13 protein-coding genes are annotated in these 17,973 nt (G+C 67.2%); 7 read left to right on the forward strand and 6 right to left on the reverse strand.

Features of this window, described 5'->3' with window-relative positions:
* Positions 1-11 precede the first annotated feature (11 nt).
* Complete coding sequence (gene surE / locus ACOQPE_RS08075) at positions 12-827, reverse strand: 5'/3'-nucleotidase SurE (RefSeq protein ID WP_420611298.1); 816 nt, start codon at positions 825-827, stop codon at positions 12-14.
* A gap of 67 nt (positions 828-894) precedes the next feature.
* On the opposite strand from surE, the gene ACOQPE_RS08080 reads away from it, so the two are divergent.
* On the forward strand, positions 895-1,710 hold the full coding sequence (locus tag ACOQPE_RS08080) for a metallophosphoesterase family protein (RefSeq protein WP_420611299.1): 816 nt from the start codon (positions 895-897) through the stop codon (positions 1,708-1,710).
* A 75-nt stretch (positions 1,711-1,785) separates the two neighbouring features.
* On the opposite strand, the gene ACOQPE_RS08085 is transcribed toward ACOQPE_RS08080, so the two are convergent.
* Together ACOQPE_RS08085 and ACOQPE_RS08090 are read right to left on the reverse strand one after the other, a co-directional pair.
* Positions 1,786-3,786, reverse strand: a complete 2,001-nt coding sequence (locus ACOQPE_RS08085) for an ABC-F family ATP-binding cassette domain-containing protein (protein ID WP_420611300.1) — start codon at positions 3,784-3,786, stop codon at positions 1,786-1,788.
* A gap of 55 nt (positions 3,787-3,841) precedes the next feature.
* Entirely contained in the window at positions 3,842-4,759 is a 918-nt protein-coding gene (locus ACOQPE_RS08090) for an LLM class F420-dependent oxidoreductase (RefSeq protein WP_420611301.1), read from the reverse strand.
* Between the two features lie 307 nt (positions 4,760-5,066).
* Between ACOQPE_RS08090 and ACOQPE_RS08095 the strand changes: the two genes are divergently transcribed.
* Positions 5,067-6,767, forward strand: a complete 1,701-nt coding sequence (locus tag ACOQPE_RS08095; RefSeq protein ID WP_420611302.1) for an ABC transporter substrate-binding protein — start codon at positions 5,067-5,069, stop codon at positions 6,765-6,767.
* A 171-nt stretch (positions 6,768-6,938) separates the two neighbouring features.
* Positions 6,939-8,651, forward strand: coding sequence for an ABC transporter substrate-binding protein (locus ACOQPE_RS08100; protein WP_419914318.1), 1,713 nt, complete (start codon positions 6,939-6,941; stop codon positions 8,649-8,651).
* Positions 8,652-8,839: 188 nt separating this feature from the next.
* On the opposite strand, the gene ACOQPE_RS08105 is transcribed toward ACOQPE_RS08100, so the two are convergent.
* Together ACOQPE_RS08105 and ACOQPE_RS08110 are read right to left on the reverse strand one after the other, a co-directional pair.
* On the reverse strand, positions 8,840-10,441 hold the full coding sequence (locus ACOQPE_RS08105; RefSeq protein WP_420611303.1) for an FAD-binding oxidoreductase: 1,602 nt from the start codon (positions 10,439-10,441) through the stop codon (positions 8,840-8,842).
* 96 nt (positions 10,442-10,537) lie between these two features.
* Complete coding sequence (locus tag ACOQPE_RS08110) at positions 10,538-11,746, reverse strand: acyl-CoA dehydrogenase family protein (protein ID WP_420611304.1); 1,209 nt, start codon at positions 11,744-11,746, stop codon at positions 10,538-10,540.
* 93 nt (positions 11,747-11,839) lie between these two features.
* Between ACOQPE_RS08110 and ACOQPE_RS08115 the strand changes: the two genes are divergently transcribed.
* The 4 genes from ACOQPE_RS08115 to ACOQPE_RS08130 all read left to right on the forward strand — a co-directional run bounded on the left by ACOQPE_RS08115 (position 11,840) and on the right by ACOQPE_RS08130 (position 15,563).
* Positions 11,840-12,883: an LLM class F420-dependent oxidoreductase gene (locus ACOQPE_RS08115; RefSeq protein WP_420611305.1), complete on the forward strand. Its 1,044-nt coding sequence runs from the start codon at positions 11,840-11,842 to the stop codon at positions 12,881-12,883.
* A gap of 95 nt (positions 12,884-12,978) precedes the next feature.
* Positions 12,979-14,265, forward strand: coding sequence for a cytochrome (locus ACOQPE_RS08120; protein ID WP_420611306.1), 1,287 nt, complete (start codon positions 12,979-12,981; stop codon positions 14,263-14,265).
* Between the two features lie 247 nt (positions 14,266-14,512).
* Entirely contained in the window at positions 14,513-14,980 is a 468-nt protein-coding gene (locus ACOQPE_RS08125; protein ID WP_420611307.1) for a hypothetical protein, read from the forward strand.
* A gap of 97 nt (positions 14,981-15,077) precedes the next feature.
* A complete protein-coding gene (locus ACOQPE_RS08130) occupies positions 15,078-15,563 on the forward strand; it encodes a YbaK/EbsC family protein (RefSeq protein WP_420611308.1) in 486 nt (161 codons plus the stop codon).
* 15 nt (positions 15,564-15,578) lie between these two features.
* On the opposite strand, the gene ACOQPE_RS08135 is transcribed toward ACOQPE_RS08130, so the two are convergent.
* A complete protein-coding gene (locus ACOQPE_RS08135) occupies positions 15,579-17,957 on the reverse strand; it encodes an MMPL family transporter (protein WP_420611309.1) in 2,379 nt (792 codons plus the stop codon).
* Positions 17,958-17,973 lie beyond the last annotated feature (16 nt).

A 17,973-nucleotide genomic window follows, 5' to 3' on the forward strand; every position in this document is an offset into this window, starting at 1 on the left:
AGGATCGTCTCTCAGAACAAGCCGTTGAGGCAGGCAGTCAGCTTGGCGTCGGCCGTCGGCGTTTGCGCAGTGAGACGCGACAGGAACGACACCGAGACGAAGTCGTCCATGACCGCGCCGGTGTCGACCTCGGCGGGCATGTCGACAGCGTCGCCCCACTCCATGGCGACCCGGAACGCGTCAGCGTTGTCGGGATGCGGCTCAAGGCTCACCGAAGTGATCGAACGCGGCGGCAAGGTGCCGACCTCGGTGAACCGCCAGCCCTTCATGTCGGCGACTTCACGATTCGGCACATTGAGGTTGACTGCCCACGCCGAGTCATGTTCGTCCGCGAGCAGGCCGCTGAGCACGACGCTGGCGACCTCGGCCGCCGAATGCCACTTCTGGTCGGCGATGGCGTCTTCCCAGCCTTGGCCCTCAACCCCGAATCCCTCGACTGTCTGGCTGACCGCAAGGCCCGGGATATTGCCATTGCGGCCGGTCAGCACCGCGCCGACGGTGCCGGAGTGGTACACGGATCGGCCGACGTTCGCGCCCGGGTTGATCCCCGACACCACCAAGTCCACCGGGCCGAAGGCGCCCAGCCGGGCGAACATCACGCACAGCGCCGGCGCTCCCGAGACGGCCCAGGCGTCGGTGACGCCGTCGAATCGCACCTTGTGCACTTGGGGATCCATGAGATGCAGCGGACCGATCGCGGCGCCCGCACCCGAGTATTCGGAATCTGGCGCCACCACAACCACATCGCCATGAGCGGTCATGGCGCTCGCAAGTACGTGCAGTCCTTCGGACTCGATTCCGTCATCGTTGGTCACCAGGATCCGCACTGTGTCGAAGGTACTGCCCGCCGGTGAAGCGTGGATGTATGGCTCCCGAACGGGGAGTGTCGGTGTCGTGGCAAGCTGTCTCGCTGTGAAGGAGTGGGCTGAAACGGGCAGCGAGCGCCAGTTGCGCGTCCTGCACACATCCGATGTGCACATCGGGCATGTACGCGGGCCGCACGGCAGTCACCGCGACGTGTGCCAGTGCCCTATCCATGCCCTCGCCGCGACCGCAGTAGCCCACGCAGCCGACATCCTGCTGATTGCAGGTGACCTGTTCGACCACGCCCGGCTGAAACGCTCCGACGTCGCACACACCATGGAGCTGCTCGGCCGCGTCGATGCGTCGGTTGTCATCATCCCCGGGAACCACGATGTCCATGACGAACAGTCGCTGTGGGGTACCCATGCCGACCACGAGCACCGGCTCGAGGTCACCGGCGCCGGCGTGATCTTCCTGGACGATCCCGAGGGCGCGACGCTGCATTTCGGCGAGCACGACCTGACGCTGTGGGGTCGGGCGATGGACCTGCACCACTCCGAGTACCGACCCCTCGCAGGCGTACCGGTACGCCCGGACGACGGCTGGTTCATCGCCGCTGGGCACGGGCACTTCCAGCGCACCGCTGACGATGCACACCGGTCATCGCCGATCGCAGCCGAAGAGATCGAGGCCACCGGAGCCGACTACGTGGCTCTCGGGCACTGGCATGTGACGACCGATGTCTCGGTGGGCGACGTCGTCGCCTGGTACCCCGGGGCGCCCATGGGCATCCCGTCGAATGGCACGGCCTCACTCGTCACGTTCTCGCGGGGTGCTGACGGCGCAGATCGCTCGATCGGGGTATCGCATGTGCCGGTGGCCGCGCCGCTCGACGGCTGCGCCTAGCGATTTGCACCGCTGCCCAGTGCTCAACCCCTTGGCGCGGGTTGGTCAGAATCTGGTTGCAGCGTGGTCGGCTGCTTAGCTGCCGGCTGCGGCGCGGTCGATGCGACGCTGCAGCACCTCGCATGCGGACATGTGGCGCATGGCATCGGATTTGGCCGTGCCGTAGTCCTCGGCGACCTGGCGCGCACGTTCGGGATCGTCGTAGGTCGTGGGCTCGCCGAGCAGTGCCTGCAGTTCCGCGACGCGGTGCTCGGCGGCTTCCCACGACCGCTCGGCCGCAGCGAGTTCCTGGCGCAGGTCCGCTGTTGCGTCGTGAGCGGCTTGACGCTGGCGGGCGGTGTCTCGACGTCGCTGCGCCGCGCTGGCACGAGTGGATGCGGGTGCGGACGTGTTGCCGGTTGTGGTCGAGCCATCGGCACCCTGACTGCTGGTGCTCCCGGCAGTACTGCCGCCGGCGGTCCGCCTCGTGCTCAGCCCCGGCGGTCGCAGCAGACCCTCGTCGACGCCCGGGTGCAGGGTGGCGGTGCCATCACGCACCACGATCAGCGAGTCGGCCACGCTTCGGATGAGGTGGCGGTCGTGGGTCACCAGCAGCACCGTGCCCGGGTACACCGACAGCGCATCCTCCAGTAGATCGCAGCTGGGCAGGTCGAGGTGGTTGGTGGGCTCGTCGAGCACGAGCAGGTTCACCGGGTTCGCCATCGTGATGCCAAGCGCCAACCGGGTGCGTTCACCGCCCGAGAGATCCGCCACCTTGCGATCTGCAGCGTCGCCCGGAAAACCGAAACCGCCGAGCATCGTGCGCACATTCCGCCCGGGCTGATCGCCCACTGAGGCGGTGAACTCCTCCACCACCGACCGTCGAGGATCCATGACCTCGGCGAGGTGCTGAGCGAACGTGGCCATGTCCACGTTGCGTCCACGGTGCAGCTCGCCGTCGAGAACGCCCAATTCGCCCTGCAGCACCCGCAGCAGCGTCGTCTTGCCGGCGCCATTCGGACCGACCACGCCCACTTTGGTGCCTCGTTCGATGACGAGGTCCACGCCTTCGAGCACCGGAGCGTCACCGTCGGCGTATCCCACCGAAGCACCGATCAGCTCCACGACGACCCGCGACGAGCGCCGCGGCGTGCCGAAGCCGAAGCGCGCCGCCAGTTCCTTGCGGCTCGGCACCTCCACCGGCTCGATCTTCGCCAGTGCCTTGATCCGGCTCTGCACCTGGCGGGCCTTCGTGGCCTTGTAACGGAACCGCTCGATGAAGCGCTCGGTGTGAGCCCGCCGGCGAGCCTGTTGTGCCGCAGCCGCCTCGGCTGCCGCTATCCGCTCCTCGCGGGCCATAACGAATTCGGCGAAGCCGCCGACGTGCTCATACGCGGTCGTGCCGTCCATCTCGATGACGCGGTTGGCGACGGCGTCAATGAAGTCGCGGTCGTGGCTGACGAACAGCAGCCCGCCCTCCCAGGCAGCGAGCTGGTCTTCCAACCAGGCCACCGAGTCGACATCGAGGTGGTTGGTGGGCTCGTCAGCCAGCAGCACATCGGGCTTCGCCAGCAGCAGTTGAGCGAGCGCGACCCGCATCCGCCAACCGCCCGACAGCTGCGCCACCGGGCGTTGCGCATCATCGGCTGCAAAACCCAGGCCGGCGAGCACCCGGTGAGCCTCCGCTTCGAAGCCGTAGCCGCCGATCTGGCGAAAGTGAGCCTCCAGCTCGCCGTAGCGGGCGAGCACGTCGTGATGGTCGGCAGCGTCGACATCGGCCAGCCTCGCCTCCAGCGATCGAAGCTCGGCTGTCATAGCGGTGACGTCGCCCGCCCCGGCCAGCGTCGCTTCGAGCACCGTGCCGTCGGCGATTTCGGCGAGCTCCTGGGGCAGGTAGCCGATCGTCAGCCCGCTCTGGCGGTGTACCTCGCCCTCGTCCGGATCGTTGATGCCGGCCAGGATCTCCAGCAAGGTCGTCTTGCCGATCCCGTTGCCGCCCACCAGCGCCACGCGCCGGCCAGGCGCCAGCTGCACGCTGACGTCAGCGAACAGCCGCCGCGGCGGATACGACTTGCCGAGCGAGGAACCCCACAGCACGCAGCGAGTCTGCCGCAGGGCCGCCCGATCGAGCGGCTGAATATTGGGTCAGGCGTTATGCGAAGTGGGGAGCGACGTCGGCCATGAAGGCACGCAGCGCGTCGAGACGGCCCTCGATGCCGCCACGTGCCACCGGATCGAGCACGAAATGCGTCACGCCGGCCTCGGCAACTCGCCCGACGCTGTCGATCATCTGCTCGGTGCTGCCGGCGATCGACACCTCGGGCTTCATGGCCGATGCCGGATCGAGGTAGTACCGCAGCGACAGCGTGATCTCGCTGCGGTCCCGGCCGGCGGCGTCGCACGCTGCGCCCACCCCGCTCCAGCCCGCAGCAACCTCGTCGACTGTCTCGAACGCCGCATGGAAGCCGTGCCCATACTGCGCCACCCGCCGGTATGCGGCAGCCGTATTGCCGCCGACCCATACCGGCACCGGGTCTTGCACCGGCTTGGGCTCGAAGCCGACGGCGGGGAACGAATAGAACTCGCCGTCGAAACTCGGGTCGTTCTCGGTGAACAGCGTGCGGAACACTTCGAGCTGCTCGTCAGAGCGCTTGCCGCGGCGATCCCACGGCATGCCCAGTACTTCGGCTTCCTCGCGCATCCAGCCCACGCCCACGCCCAGGATCAGCCGGCCGTTCGAGAGCACATCGATGGTTGCGAGACGCTTCGCCGTTTCCACCGGCGGCCGGTACGGCAGGATCAGCACGCTGAAGCCCAGGCGCAGGTTCTCGGTGACGGCGGCGACGAAGAGCAGTGTGCCGATGGGGTCGAGCCATCCCGTCTTCGGCGGCGCCGGGAACGAGCCGTCGTCGGAGTACGGGTACTTCGACACCAGCTCGGCGGGCCAGCAGACATGGTCGGACGCCCAGCCCGAAGCGAATCCGAGCTGGTCGACTTCCGATGCGAACGTGATGAGCCCATCGCGAGATCCGATGCGGCCCAAGTGCGGCAGAGTGACTCCCCATTCCATGGGCCGACACGCTATGCCTCCCGCGCCCGCTGCGCAGGCGGCAGGACCCTCAGCGACCAGCGACCAGCGATCCAGCAGGTCGCAACGTCGCAGAGTTTCCTGCCGCCTCCACAGCTACCGCATCTGTGCCTGTGGCTCTAGGCGATTGTCACGCGATCGTCGTACCCGAGCTGAGAACGGCCCGGCGCGGCGCGATTACTCTCGCGCGCACCGCCGCAGCGGTCATGGGGAGACAGTCGGGGGCTTCGGCTGCTGATTGTCGGCTTGCGACGCCGCGGTGGCTGCTGTTCCACCCAGGAGGGGACCCATGCAACTATCCAAGAACCGCCTTTTGCGCTTGCTAGCGCTGCTCTTCGCATTTTCGCTCGTCGCGGCCGCCTGCGGTGGCGACGATGGCGACGATGACGCCGGCGAAACCCAGACCACTGAGGCCATGGCCGAAGAAGAGGAGATGGCCGAAGAAGAGGAGATGGCCGAAGAGGATGAGATGGCCGCCGACGAGCCCGAGGAAGAGGCCGGCGGTCTCAGCCAGGAAGTCATCGAGCAGGCGGCCGAAGAAGAGGAGATGGCCGACGACGAGATGATGGACGAAGAGGAGATGATGGAGTTTGACCGCTCCACCATGGAGGGCATCTTCGAAGAGGCCGAATTCCGGCGGGCCAAGGTTGTCGAGCGCATCACTGCTCAGATCGAGGCTGGCGAGTGGGGCGTTGGCGACGACAACGTCCTCCGCGGCCCCGAAGGCTTCACCATCGACCTCAACGAGTGTCCCGATGACTGGTCCAACACTGAGGGCATCACCGACACCGAGATCCGTCTCGGCCAGACCGGCCCGCAGTCGGGCACCCTGGCGCTGTACGGCAACGCCCGTCTGGGCTGGCAGACCTACCTCCTGCATGTGAATGCCGAAGGCGGCATCGCAGGCCGCGATGTGGTCATGAAGTCCTACGACGACGCGTACGTGGCTGCACAGACCATCGAGTTCGTCGACGAGCTGATCGAGAACGACAACGTCTTCGCGATCCACACGCTGGGCTCGCCGAACACGCTGGCCGTGTACGACACGCTCAATGCCGAGTGCATCCCGCAGCCGTTCGTGTGGACGGGCCACCCGGCCTGGGGCGATCCCGAGATTCACCCATGGACCACGGGCAGCATCCTGTCCTACTCCACTGAGGCAGTGCTGTGGGGCAACTGGATCAAGGACAACCTCGCCGATGAGCTGCCGGTTGTGGTGGCTGGCCTGGTGATGGACAACGACTTCGGCTTGGCCTACGAGCTGGGCTTCGAGGAGTACGCCCACAACAACCCCGACGTGGTGTCGGAGTTCGTGCCGGTGCGTCATGACCCTGCATCGCCGACGATCACCAACGAGATCACGACCATCGCCGCGAGCGATCCGGACGTCTATATCTCGATGACCGCTGGCAATGCATGCCTGCTGGCCATCCAGGAGGTCGCAGCGTCAGGTCTGAAGGATGACATCTCGGCAGCGTTCACGCCGTCAGTGTGCAAGGCACCCGCAAGCTGGGTCTCCCCGGCCGGCGACGACGGCGACGGCTGGTACATCGTGGGCGGCGGCGTCAAGGACACCACCGACCCGGCGCTGATCGGCAGCGATGCGTTCATCGACTTCATCATCGAGAGCCTCGAGGCCAATGACCTCGATCCGACCATCTCGATGTTCGGCAACGGCTACATGCTGGGCTACCCGTACGTGGAGGCGCTGCGCATCGCCGCAGAGCTGCCTGCGAGTGCGAACAACCCGGCAGGCCTGAACCGGGCCAACTTCATCCTGGCGGTGCGGGCGATCGACATCCACCACCCGATCTTCCTGGACGGCATCACGTTCGCCATGAATGGCAACGCGGATGCCTTCCCGATCGAGGGCACGGATATCAGCCAGTACGACTCGTCCACGCATTCCTGGATCGTCTCGAACGTCATCGACGTGAACGGCGCTTCGGGCAACTGCGTCTGGGACAAGGACAACGGCGGCTGCCGCTAGTCCTTTCTGACTGAGCGACATTGAGCGGCCGTCGCCGCCGGGGACGATCCCGGCAGCGGCGGCCGCTCGTCGCGTCTGTGCTGCGTGTGGCGAGCGATTAGCTTCGGCGGAACTGTTGGGCGCCAGCAGGCCTCGGCCGCTGGTGCGGGGATACATCAAGAGGGAGTACCCATGACCGGATCACACCGACGGCTGTGGCGCCTGCTAGCGCTGCTGTTCGCGTTCTCGCTGGTCGCTGCTGCGTGCGGCGGCGGTGACGACGACGATGCCGGCGACGGCACCACCGACGCAGGCACACAAACCGCCGATGAGGACATGGCCGATGACGAGGCCATGGCTGATGAGGAGGAGATGGCCGACGAGGCTGAGCCGGAGGACGAAAGCTCCATCGGCGGCGGCATCACCCAGGAGGCGCTGGAAGACGACGCCGCCGAAGACGAGGGTGACATGGCCGATGAGGACATGGCCGACGACGGGATGATGAGCGTCAACATCGACGACTTCGATCTGTCCACCATCGACGGCATCTGGGAGCTGGCAGCGGCGCAGCGTGCAGCCATCGTCAGCAATCTGACTGCCGGTATCGAAGCCGGCGACTACGGCGTCGGAAGCGATGGCATCCTGCGCGGACCGTCAGGCTTCGAGATCGACATGAACGAGTGCCCGTCGGACTGGTCGGACACCACCGGCATCACCGACACGGAAATCCGGATCGGCCAGACGACCGTAAAGTCGGGCAACCTGGCTGCCTACGGCGACATCACCGTCGGCTGGGAGAACTACTACGAGTACGTCAACGCAACCGGCGGCGTCGCCGGCAAGGAGATGGTGCTGATCTCCCGTGACGATGGCTATGTGGCCGCACAGACCATCGAGTTCGTTGACGAGCTGATCGAGTCGGAGAACGTCTTTGCCCTGCACACGCTGGGCTCGCCGAACACGCTGGCCGTGTACGACCAGATCAACGACGAGTGCATCCCGCAGGTGATGGTCGCGACGGGCCACCCGGCCTGGGGCGACCCGGTGAACCACCCGTGGACGACCGGCCTGCAGATGTCGTACTCGACCGAGGCGATCCTGTGGGGCAACTGGATCAAGGAGAACCTGGCCGACGAGCTGCCTGTGAAAGTGGCGGGCCTGGTAATGGACAACGACTTCGGCTTGGCCTATGAGCTGGGCTTCGAGGCCTACGCCCATGCCAATCCTGATGTCGTCAGCGAGTTCATCCCGGTGCGCCATGATCCGGCCGCTCCCACGCTGACCAACGAGGTCACCACCATCGCTGCGGCGAGTCCGAACGTGTTCATCTCGATGACCGCAGGCAACCCGTGCCTGCTGGCCATCCAAGAGGTCGATGCGTCGGGCCTGCTCGACGACCTGTCGGTGGCGTTCACGCCGTCGGTCTGCAAGGCCGTGGCTGCCTACATGGCGCCGGCGGGCGACTCCAGTGACGACTGGTGGATCGTGGGCGGCGGCGTCAAGGACACCACCGACCCGAAGCACGTGGACGAGCCGTTCATCTCGTTCCTGCGCAACGAACTGGCCGATCGCGGTCTCGATCCCGAGATCTCGCTGCTGGGCACGGGCTACTACTTCGCGTACCCGCACACGGAGGCGATCCGGGTGGCCGCTGAGCTGCCGGGTGGGCTGACCAGGACGAACTTCATCCTGGCTGCGCGGTCGCTCGACATCTACCACCCGCTGCTGCTGGACGGCATCAGCTTCGCTGCCGACGGCGCGGTGGACGGCTACTACGTCGAGGGTTCGGACTTCAGCCAGTACGACGCCACAGAGCAGACGTGGAACATCGTCGGCGACATCGTGGATGTGAACGGCGGCTCGCCGAACTGCGCTTGGGACAAGGACAACGGCGGCTGCCGCTGATCCTTCCCTACTGAGCGACACAGAGCGGTCGTCGCCGCCGGGAGCAATCCCGGCTGCGGCGGCCGCTCGTCGCGTCTAGGGGCGGACGCGGATGAGCGGAACTTCCCGTTGCGTCACCTGTTGTCTCCCGCTCTTGTTCGCTGCGCTCACGGGCCGCTCGGGCCACGGCTTCGCCATGCGGCTCAGCCTCAGGGATCGATCAGCACGCCGGGGTTGAGGATGCCGTTGGGGTCGAGCCGCTTCTTGGAGGCCCGGATCGCTTCGGCGAAGAGCTCGGGGCGCTGGCGGTCGTAGGCGTTGGGACGGTGCATGCGGCCCACCGCGTGATGGTGCGTGCACGTGCCGCCGGCTGCCTCGAGTGCCTCGTTGGCGGCGTCCTTGACGATCTGCCATTGCTCGATCTCGCCGCCCTGGGCGCCCATGCCCGACCACGTGTAGTACGGCGCCGGGCCATCGGTGTACACGTGGGTGAAGCGGCACGACAGCGTGTGATGATCGCCGAACACTTCTGCCAGCACGGCGCCCACCTTCTCGCGCACGACGGCGTCGAATTCGGGCCACTGGTCCCAGGTGATGGCGGTTTCGAAGGTGTCGTTGATGAGGCCCAGCGAGGTCTCGACGCCGTTGCCCACGCCGATGAACGCGTTGCGCCACGCGCCGACTGCGCCGCCCCGGCCCGTAGGCGTGCCGGTGCCGTCGTCGATCTGGACCTCGTCGTCGGGCACGTGCCCGTCGCACCCGCGTGCGATCTCGACCGCCTGGGCGACGTTGTGGCGCTGGGTCAGCTCGGCCGATTCGAACGACACGATGACCAGCGCGCGCTCGCCGTCCATCCCAGCGGCGCGCCCGGCTTCGGCCGGGTCCAGGATCCGCAGGTTGGCCGGCCACAGCTTGGCCTGCACCAGGTGTCGCACGGCGTTGTAGCCGGCTTCCCATGATGGGAACGTGATGCCGGCCGTGGCGCGGAACGTGGGGCGCTTCTGGATGCGCATCCACGCCTCGGTGATGATCCCGTAGATGCCTTCGGAGCCGATCACCATGCGGTCGGGGCTGGGCCCCGCGCCCGAGCCGGGCAGTCGCCGCGACTCCCACCAGCCCGACGGCGTGATCATCCGGGCCGACTCGACGAAGTCGTCGATGTGGGTGTGGTTGGTGGCGTAGTGACCGCCCGAGCGTGTGGCGATCCATCCGCCGAGGGTCGAGAAGCGGAACGACTGTGGGAAATGGCGCAGCGTGTGCCCGCTGGGACGCAGTTGGTCCTCGAGGTGCGGCCCGAACACGCCCGCCTGGATGCGCGCGGCCCGGGACACGTCGTCGATCTCGAGCACCTGGTCGAGCTGGTCCAGCGAGATGACCACGGTAGGGCCACGATCTTCGGGCGGTGTCAAGCCCCAGACCACCGACGAGCCACCGCCGTAGGGGACGGCGATGTAGCCGTTGGCATCGCACCAGTCGAGCGTGGCCTCGACCTCGGTGTCGTTGCGAGGGTGGGCCACCACGTCGGGCGGGTTCGGGAAGTCGAGGTTGAAGGCCCGCACCCGCTCGGTGAAGTGGGCGCCGTAGGCGTAGCGGGCTCGGTCGTAGGTGCTGGTCGAGCACCAGCCGGCGACCGAGTCGGGAATCGCGATGCGCGGCGGGCGCAGGTCGGCATCGTCCACCGACGGCACGGGCTTCGCTGTGATCTCGGTGCCGTACTGGGCTGAGAGCTCTTTGGCCAGCTCAGCCCGCTCGGCGTCGGTGGGTTCCTCGGACTCCAGGCACCACGCCCAGAACGACTTGCGGTCTGCCATTGCACTACCTCCAGGTGCGCCCCCGCCAACCTAGGCGCGCCGTGTCACATTTCTCCCAGCACCAGACGCCTTCGCGCCCGTCGCCGCCGCGACGTCTCAGTCTTCCGCGAGCAGCGCCCGGCTGATGACCAGCTTCTGGATCTCGCTCGTTCCTTCGCCGATGATCATCAGCGGCGCGTCGCGGTAGTAGCGCTCCACGGGGTACTCGGTGGAGAAGCCGTTGCCGCCGTGAATGCGCATGGCGTCCAGCGACAGCTCTGCAGCCGTTTCCGATGCGAACAGCTTGGCCATGCCCGCGGCCAGGTCGACCCGCTCGCCGGCATCCGCCTTGCGAGCGGCGTCATAGGTCATCAGCCGGGCGGCGTGCAGCTTGGTGGCCATCTCGGCGATCTTGAAGGCGATGGCCTGGTGCTTGGCGATGGGCTTGCCGAAGGCTTCACGCTGCTTGGCGTAGGCCACCGCGGCGTCATAGGCGGCCTGCGCCACGCCGACACCGCGCGCCGCCACGTTGATGCGGCCGAGTTCGAGCGCGGCGAGCGCCCAGCGAAGGCCATTGCCGATGCCGCCGTCTCCGTTGAGACCGTCGCCACCCAGCACCCGGTCCGCCGGCACCCGGTGGTCCACGTAGGACATCTCGACGGTCTCGAGGCCGCGGTAGCCGATCTTGTCGATCTTGCGGCTCACGGTGATGCCGCCCGAGTGCTTGCCCGGCGTCTTGTCGACCAGGAAGCAGGTGATGCCCGAGCTGCCCGACGGGTCGCCTTCGGGAACCCGTGCGAGCAGTGCCACGATGCCCGCGCGCTCGCCGTTGGTGACCCACATCTTCGTGCCGTTGATGACGAACTCGTCGCCGTCGCGCACCGCACGGCAGCGCAGCGCGCCCGCGTCGGAGCCGCTGTCGGGCTCAGACAGTGAGAAGCAGCCGCGCAGCTTGCCAGTGGCCATTCCGGGCAGCGACCGGTTGCGCTGGTCGTCGGTGCCGAATCGGGAGATCAGCTTGGCGCAGATGAGGTGGCTGTTGACGATTCCTGCCAGCGACATCCACCCTCGCGAGAGCTCCTCGATCACCCGGGCGTAGGTGACGTGGTCGAGGTCGAGCCCGCCGTGCGATTCTGGAATAGTGGCGCCGAACAGGCCGAACTCCTCCATCTGTTCGGCCATCGCGGTGGGGTACTCGTCGGCCAGCTCCAGGGCAGACGACTCGGGCACCACCACCTCGTCAACCCAGCGCCTCAGCGTGTCGATGATCTCGTCGGCTACCTCGTCGGCGGCTTCGTCGTTGTCGTGCACCGATCCTCCCAACATGGTTCGTGCCGATGCTTGCCCCGTCATCGACGCGGCGTTGCTCCTAGCATTCGCGCCGACCGAACGCAGCAGCGAGCACGACGGAGTACGACGATGAAGATATCCATGGCGATCGGAGCGGGCGCGAGCTTGGACCCCAAGCGCCTCACCCAGCACGTGACAGATCTCGAAGCCGCCGGCGTCGACATGATCTGGGGCGGTGAAATCTACGGCTTCGACTTGGTGTCGACGCTGGCCTATGTGGCCGCGAAGACCGAGCGCATCCAGCTCATGACCGGCATCCTGCCCATCTACTCGCGCAGCCCCGCCATCATCGCCCAGACCGCAATGACCATCGACACGCTGTCGGAGGGGCGGTTCATCCTGGGCCTGGGGACTTCGGGACCGCAGGTGATCGAGGGCTGGCACGGCGTGCCGTTCTCCAAGCCGATGGGACGGACCCGCGACGTGATCGAGATCTGCCGCAAGGTCTGGTCGGGCGACAAGGTGGTCCACGAGGGCAGCGCCGTCAGCCTCCCCTATGACGGGGGCACGGGCCTGGGTAAGCCGCTCAAGCTCATGGCCAAGCCGCACCGCCGTGACATCCCGATTGCGGTCGCTTCGATCGGCCCGCGCAACGTGGAGATGACCGCCGAGCTGGCCGAGGTGTGGCAGCCCATCCACTTCCTGCCCGAGAAGTTCAACGACGTGTGGGGCGATGCGTTGGACGCCGGCGGGGCCAAGCGCTCCGACGACCTGGGAGACCTGCAGATCGTGGCCGGCGGCACGGTGGCGATGGGCTCGGGCCCGATGGTCGAGGGGGTCCGCAAGGGCGTGCGTGACAACGTGGGCTTCTATGTCGGCGGCATGGGCGCTCGCGACAAGAACTTCTACAACGACCTGTTCAAGCGCTACGGCTACGTGGACGAGGCCGAGAAGATTCAGGACCTGTTCCTGACCGGCAAGCGAGACGAGGCGTTCGCCGCGGTGCCCGACGACTACGTCGACCGGGCCAGCCTCACCGGCGACCCCGAGCGGGTGAAGGAGCGCATCGAGGTGTACCGCTCGGTGGGCGTGTCGTACCTCGACATCACCATCCCGCCCGAGACCGAGAACCCCCTCGACGTGATCTCCCAAGTCAAGGCCTGGGCCGAGTAACGGGCGACCCATTGCCTGCCCATCTGGCGCTGACGGGCGCTGGTCTCTCTGGCGCTGTGGAGTAGTTCGTCAACCCATCGGCTATAAGGCAAACGATGGTCGAGCTGCCGCTGATTACCCCGATGCCCGCCGTCGCCGATTGCGTGCTCCCGTGGGACGGGCCGGTCAGCGACACTGTGGCGGCCATCGGTGCCGCCCGGTCGGCGTGCGGCGACACCTTCGTGGTCGACAGCGGCGACGATCGCTACCTGTTCCTGTTCTCACCGGTCGGCCTCAGGCATTTCTACGCAGTTCCCGAACAGCAGGCCAGCAAAGCCCTCGCCGACTGGAAGATGCTCAGCCGCAAGCTTCCCGACGAGCTCTTCGACGGTCGGCGGACCCTGCCCCACGAGCTGTTCACCCGAGCCCAGGCGTCGGGCCTCCGAGCGTCGCTGGAAGCGGCCATCTCGGCCCAACTGGCAGAACTGAGTCACGGTGCCGAGATCGATCTGTTCGATTTCGCCCGACGGCTCGGCCACCGCATGGGTCTGGCCAGCTGGGGCGGCCGCGAGACGCTGCGCTCCGGCAGATTCGAGGAACTGACTGCAGCGCTGGATGCGCTCGACGGGTCCGAGGCCTTCGTGGCTCCTGCCCGCATGCGCGACGTCGCACAGTCGGGCAAGGCTGCCGAGTACGCCGCCATGGCCAAGGCCGAGCAGATCCTGGCCGAGTCCGTGGCCTCCCGCCGCCGACCTGTCGGCGACGTGCTGGACATGATCCTCGAACGATGGGCAGACGCCCCCGATGCGGAGAGACGAGTCGGCGTGGCCCGCGACGTGATACTGATCCACATCGCATCGATGTCCAACCTGTTCGCAGCGCTCGGTTGGTCGCTTGTCCATCTGGTGCAGCATCCCGACGTGATTGCCCGCATACGGGTCCGGCGAGGAGACGATCACGACTTGGCGTCGCGTTGTGCGCTGGAGTCGACTCGCATCGGCCAGCGATCCATCATGCTGCGCATGGTGCTCGAACCCGTGACCATCGATGACGGCTCTCGGATCTACGAAGTTTCTTCCGGCGCCTCGCTGGCGACATTCCTGCCGCTGACGAACATGTTCGTCGGGCCCGGGTTGGACCGCTACAACCCAGACCGGTGGCAGGGCTCCCGGCTGGTGGCGCCATCGGGGCTGGCGCCCGAGTCGGTGGTCACCTTCGGTGTCGGCCCCCACGCCTGTCCGGCCCGGCCCTTTTCCCTGACGGCGATGTCGCGAGTGATAGAGCATCTGTTCGACGCGTACGAACTGGTGCCGCTGTTCGACGATCCCAAGCCGCGCCCCGACCAGATCGGGGGTGTGGCCCGTGCAGCGGGAAGCTGCCGGGTGGCGGTGCGAGCCCGCTGACACGGCTGCAGTACCTTTCGTGCTCCGAACAACGCGCCTGCCCGGGCGGCGCCCCGTTGCATGGTGCGTCTGGGGATCTGCTTGTCGGGGTCGCACCGGGTTCCCTCGGTGCAGCCCCGGCTGCACGCCGTGAGTTTTCGCTGTTCGGTGCATGTGCCTGCGGAAGTCTCCGAAAACCACTTGGAAGTATCGAGCTTCTGTGTCTACGGTTCGGTTCTGTCGCTGTCAGCGCCATGGGAGGGCTGCCATGTCTGAAGAGATCCGCTCGGGCATCTACGCTTGGCTGCGTGAGCAGACCGACGAGCAGCGCGCCGAGTACCTGATGTCGTGCCTGGCCCCCGCCCCGCTGTCCGATCTGGTCACCAAGGACTTCCTCACCGCGGAGCTGTCACGGTTCGCCACCAAGGACGACCTCGCCGCGGAGCTGTCACGGTTCGCCACCAAGGACGACCTCGCCAAACTCGAAGCCAAAGTCGACCGGCTCGACAGCAAGATCGACAGCAAGGTCGACGGCCTGGACGCCAGGGTGACCGGCCTCGAAACCGCCGTGGCCAAGCTCGACACGAAGGTCGATGGGCTCGCCGCACAGCGCGACGAGGACAGCAAGGCGCAGCGGGTGCGCCACTACTGGCTCGTGGGCATCGGCGTGTCCATCATGGTGCCAATCTGGCTCAGCGTCGCAGGCGTGATCGGGGCCGGCGGCGTTATCGGCTGAGTTCCGCACGCCAACCAATACTGCCGCGCCCGGTCCCCGTCAGCACCCTCTGGAGCTGACGCAGGCAGCTTTGCCCCCGCTCGATAGCTTGCCGCGGATGAGTGAAGGCAGGCGCAGCGCAGGTGCTCGGGAGCGATTCCTTGCGGGGGCCGAGGCGCTGGGCTTGACGCCGGAGATCCTGCGCTTTCCTGAGGGCACGCGTACTGCGGAGCAGGCGGCTGCCGCTGTGGGCTGCGAGCTCGGCCAGATCGTGAAATCGCTGGTGTTCCTGTGCGGCGGTGAGCCGGTGCTGGCATTGACCTCCGGTGCGAACCGGGTCGATACCACCCGACTGGGCGACCTGCTCGGAGGCGCGATCAGCCGTGCTGACGCCGATGGCGTGCGGGAGGCCACTGGCTACGCGATCGGCGGCACGCCCCCGTTCGGGCACGCTCAGCCTCTGCGTGCTGTCATCGACCGGGCGCTGCTGGCCTACGACACAGTGTGGGCCGCCGCGGGCACACCCGACACGGTCTTTGAGCTGACGCCAGATGAACTGGTGCAAGCGAGCGGCGCCGAGGCAGCCGACTTCGCCGCCGACTGAGGTGCGGAATCGGGCTCAGGTCGTGTGCTCGGACGCCTCGTCAGCGACGACGGCTGAGGCAGGTTCGTCTGCATCGTCGGCCGGCACGCGGTCGGGCAGCTCGCCTTCGACGCGCAGGTTGGGGATGATGCGGTCGAGCCAGGCCGGGAGCCACCAGTTGCGGGCGCCGAGCAGTTCCATGGTGGAGGGCACGATCAGCATCCGCACCACTGTTGCGTCGAACGCGATGGCGGCTGCGAGCCCGAAGCCGAACAGCTTGACGACGCGGTTGTCCTCGAGCACGAAGCTGCCGAACACCACCACCATGATCGCTGCAGCAGCACTGATGACCCGCGCTGTCGCGGCCAGACCGTCGGCGATCGAGTTCACGGGGTCGCCGGTGCGTTCGTATTCCTCCTTCATGCGTGACAGCAGGAAGACCTCGTAGTCCATCGACAGCCCGAACAGGATCGCGAACAGCATCATCGGGATGAACGGCTCGATGGGCGCCCCGTCGATGCCGAACAGGCTGCCCAGCCATCCCCACTGGAAGATGGCCACCACGACGCCGTAGGCAGCCCCGATCGACAGCATGTTCATCACTACCGCCTTGAGCGGCACCACCAGCGACCGGAACACCGCCATGAGCAGCAGGAACGAGGCGCCCAGCACTGCGGCGAAGAAGATCAGCATCCGCTGTGCCAGGTAGTCGCTGAAGTCGATGCCGAACGCCACGCTGCCGCCGACCTGTGCCGAGACCGACGTGCCGGCGAGTGCCGCGGGAACCACCTCGTCGCGCAGGCGCTGCACCAGTTCCTCGGTGGCGGCATCCTGCGGCCCGGTGGCCGGCTGCACCCGGATGAATGCTGCGCCGCCGTCGGGACTCGGCATCGGGGGCGACACAGTGGCGACGCCCTCGGTGCTGCTCATGGCCTCCGCCAGCAAGCCGAGCGACTCCATGTCGCCTTGGTTCGGCGTTTCGGCAACCACCAGCAGGGGGCCGTTGGCGCCAGGGCCGAAACCCTCGGCGAGCAGGTCGTAGGCCTGCCGTGTCGCGCTGTCGGGAGGGAAGTTGCCCTCATCGGAGAAGCCCAGCCGCAGGCTCAGCACCGGTGCCGCCAGCAGAATCAACAGAGCGATGCCTCCGAGAGCGCCCGCCCACGGCCGCGCCTGCACCATGCGGCTCATGCGGTACCAGCCGGTCTCTCGCAGTGCCTTGGGCGGCCGTTGCTGAATGACACGGCGCAGCGGATTGCGGTCGCCGGCGAACGAGCCGGCGATGATCACAGCCGCCGCAGCTGGGATGCCCGCCAGCAGCAGCGTGATCCCCAAGCCGAATCCCAGCAGCGCGACGGCAACGAGAGCCGATGCGGCGATGCCGCGCACCCTGATGGTGCCCAGCCTCCCGCCGACGAGTCCCAGCACAGCCGGCAGCAGTGTGATCGAGCCCGCCATGACGATGGCGACCGTGACTGCCGCTGAGATGCCCAAGCCCGAGACGAACGGCAGGCCCACCAGCAGCAGGCCCAGCAGCGACAGCACCACCGTGGCGCCGGCGAACACCACCGATCGTCCCGCAGAGTCGAGCGCCGACCCCACAGCATCGTCCAGGCCGAGTCCGTGGCGTGTCCACTCGCGGACACGATTGATGATGAACAGCGCGTAGTCGATGCCGACGCCGATGCCGATCATGACGCCCAGCGTCGATGCGAAATCGGGGACGGTCGCGACGTTGCTGATGATCACGATTCCCGCGGCGCCGATGCCGACGCCGATCAACGCGGTGCCGACAGTCACACCCATCGCCGCTACCGAGCCGACTGCTGCGATGAGCACGAAGATCGCGAACGCCAGCCCGATGGCCTCGGTCTCGGGAGGCTCTTGCCCGGAGAGCCAAGCCCCGCCGACATGCGCCTGCACCCCGGGGAGGTCGCGCAGCCCGCTGGCGTCGATGAGATGATCGATCTCTTCGCCGAGGCCGGCAGCTTCGTCGACGTTGAACCCAGGGGCCACCTCGACGTCGGCGTAGGCGATGCGGCCCGCTGCTGGTCCGGTTGCAGAGATGCGGCGAGCGCCCCCGGCCTCGAATGGAGAAGCTGCGGAGACGTCAGGAATTGCGTTGACATCGCTGACCAGTGCCGTCATGGCGGCGCGAACAGCAGGATCCTCGACGCCGTCTGCCGTCTCCCGCGCGTCGACGACGATCGTGCCGCTGACGCGCGAGCCGACGCTGCCGAAGTGCTCGCCGAGGATGTCGGCGGCCCGGCCGCTCTCGGAGTCGGGGGTGGACAGTTCGGCGCCGAACGAGGGACCGAGTCCGCCGGCGACGGCGCCGACGGCGACGGCGACCGTCAGCCAGACGGCCAGTACGCGCCACGGGTGGCGAAAGCACCACCGGCCGAGAGACGAGTACATGTCAGTTCCTTTCGCA

Source organism: Candidatus Poriferisodalis sp. (assembly GCF_965219595.1).
Classification (GTDB): domain Bacteria; phylum Actinomycetota; class Acidimicrobiia; order Acidimicrobiales; family Poriferisodalaceae; genus Poriferisodalis.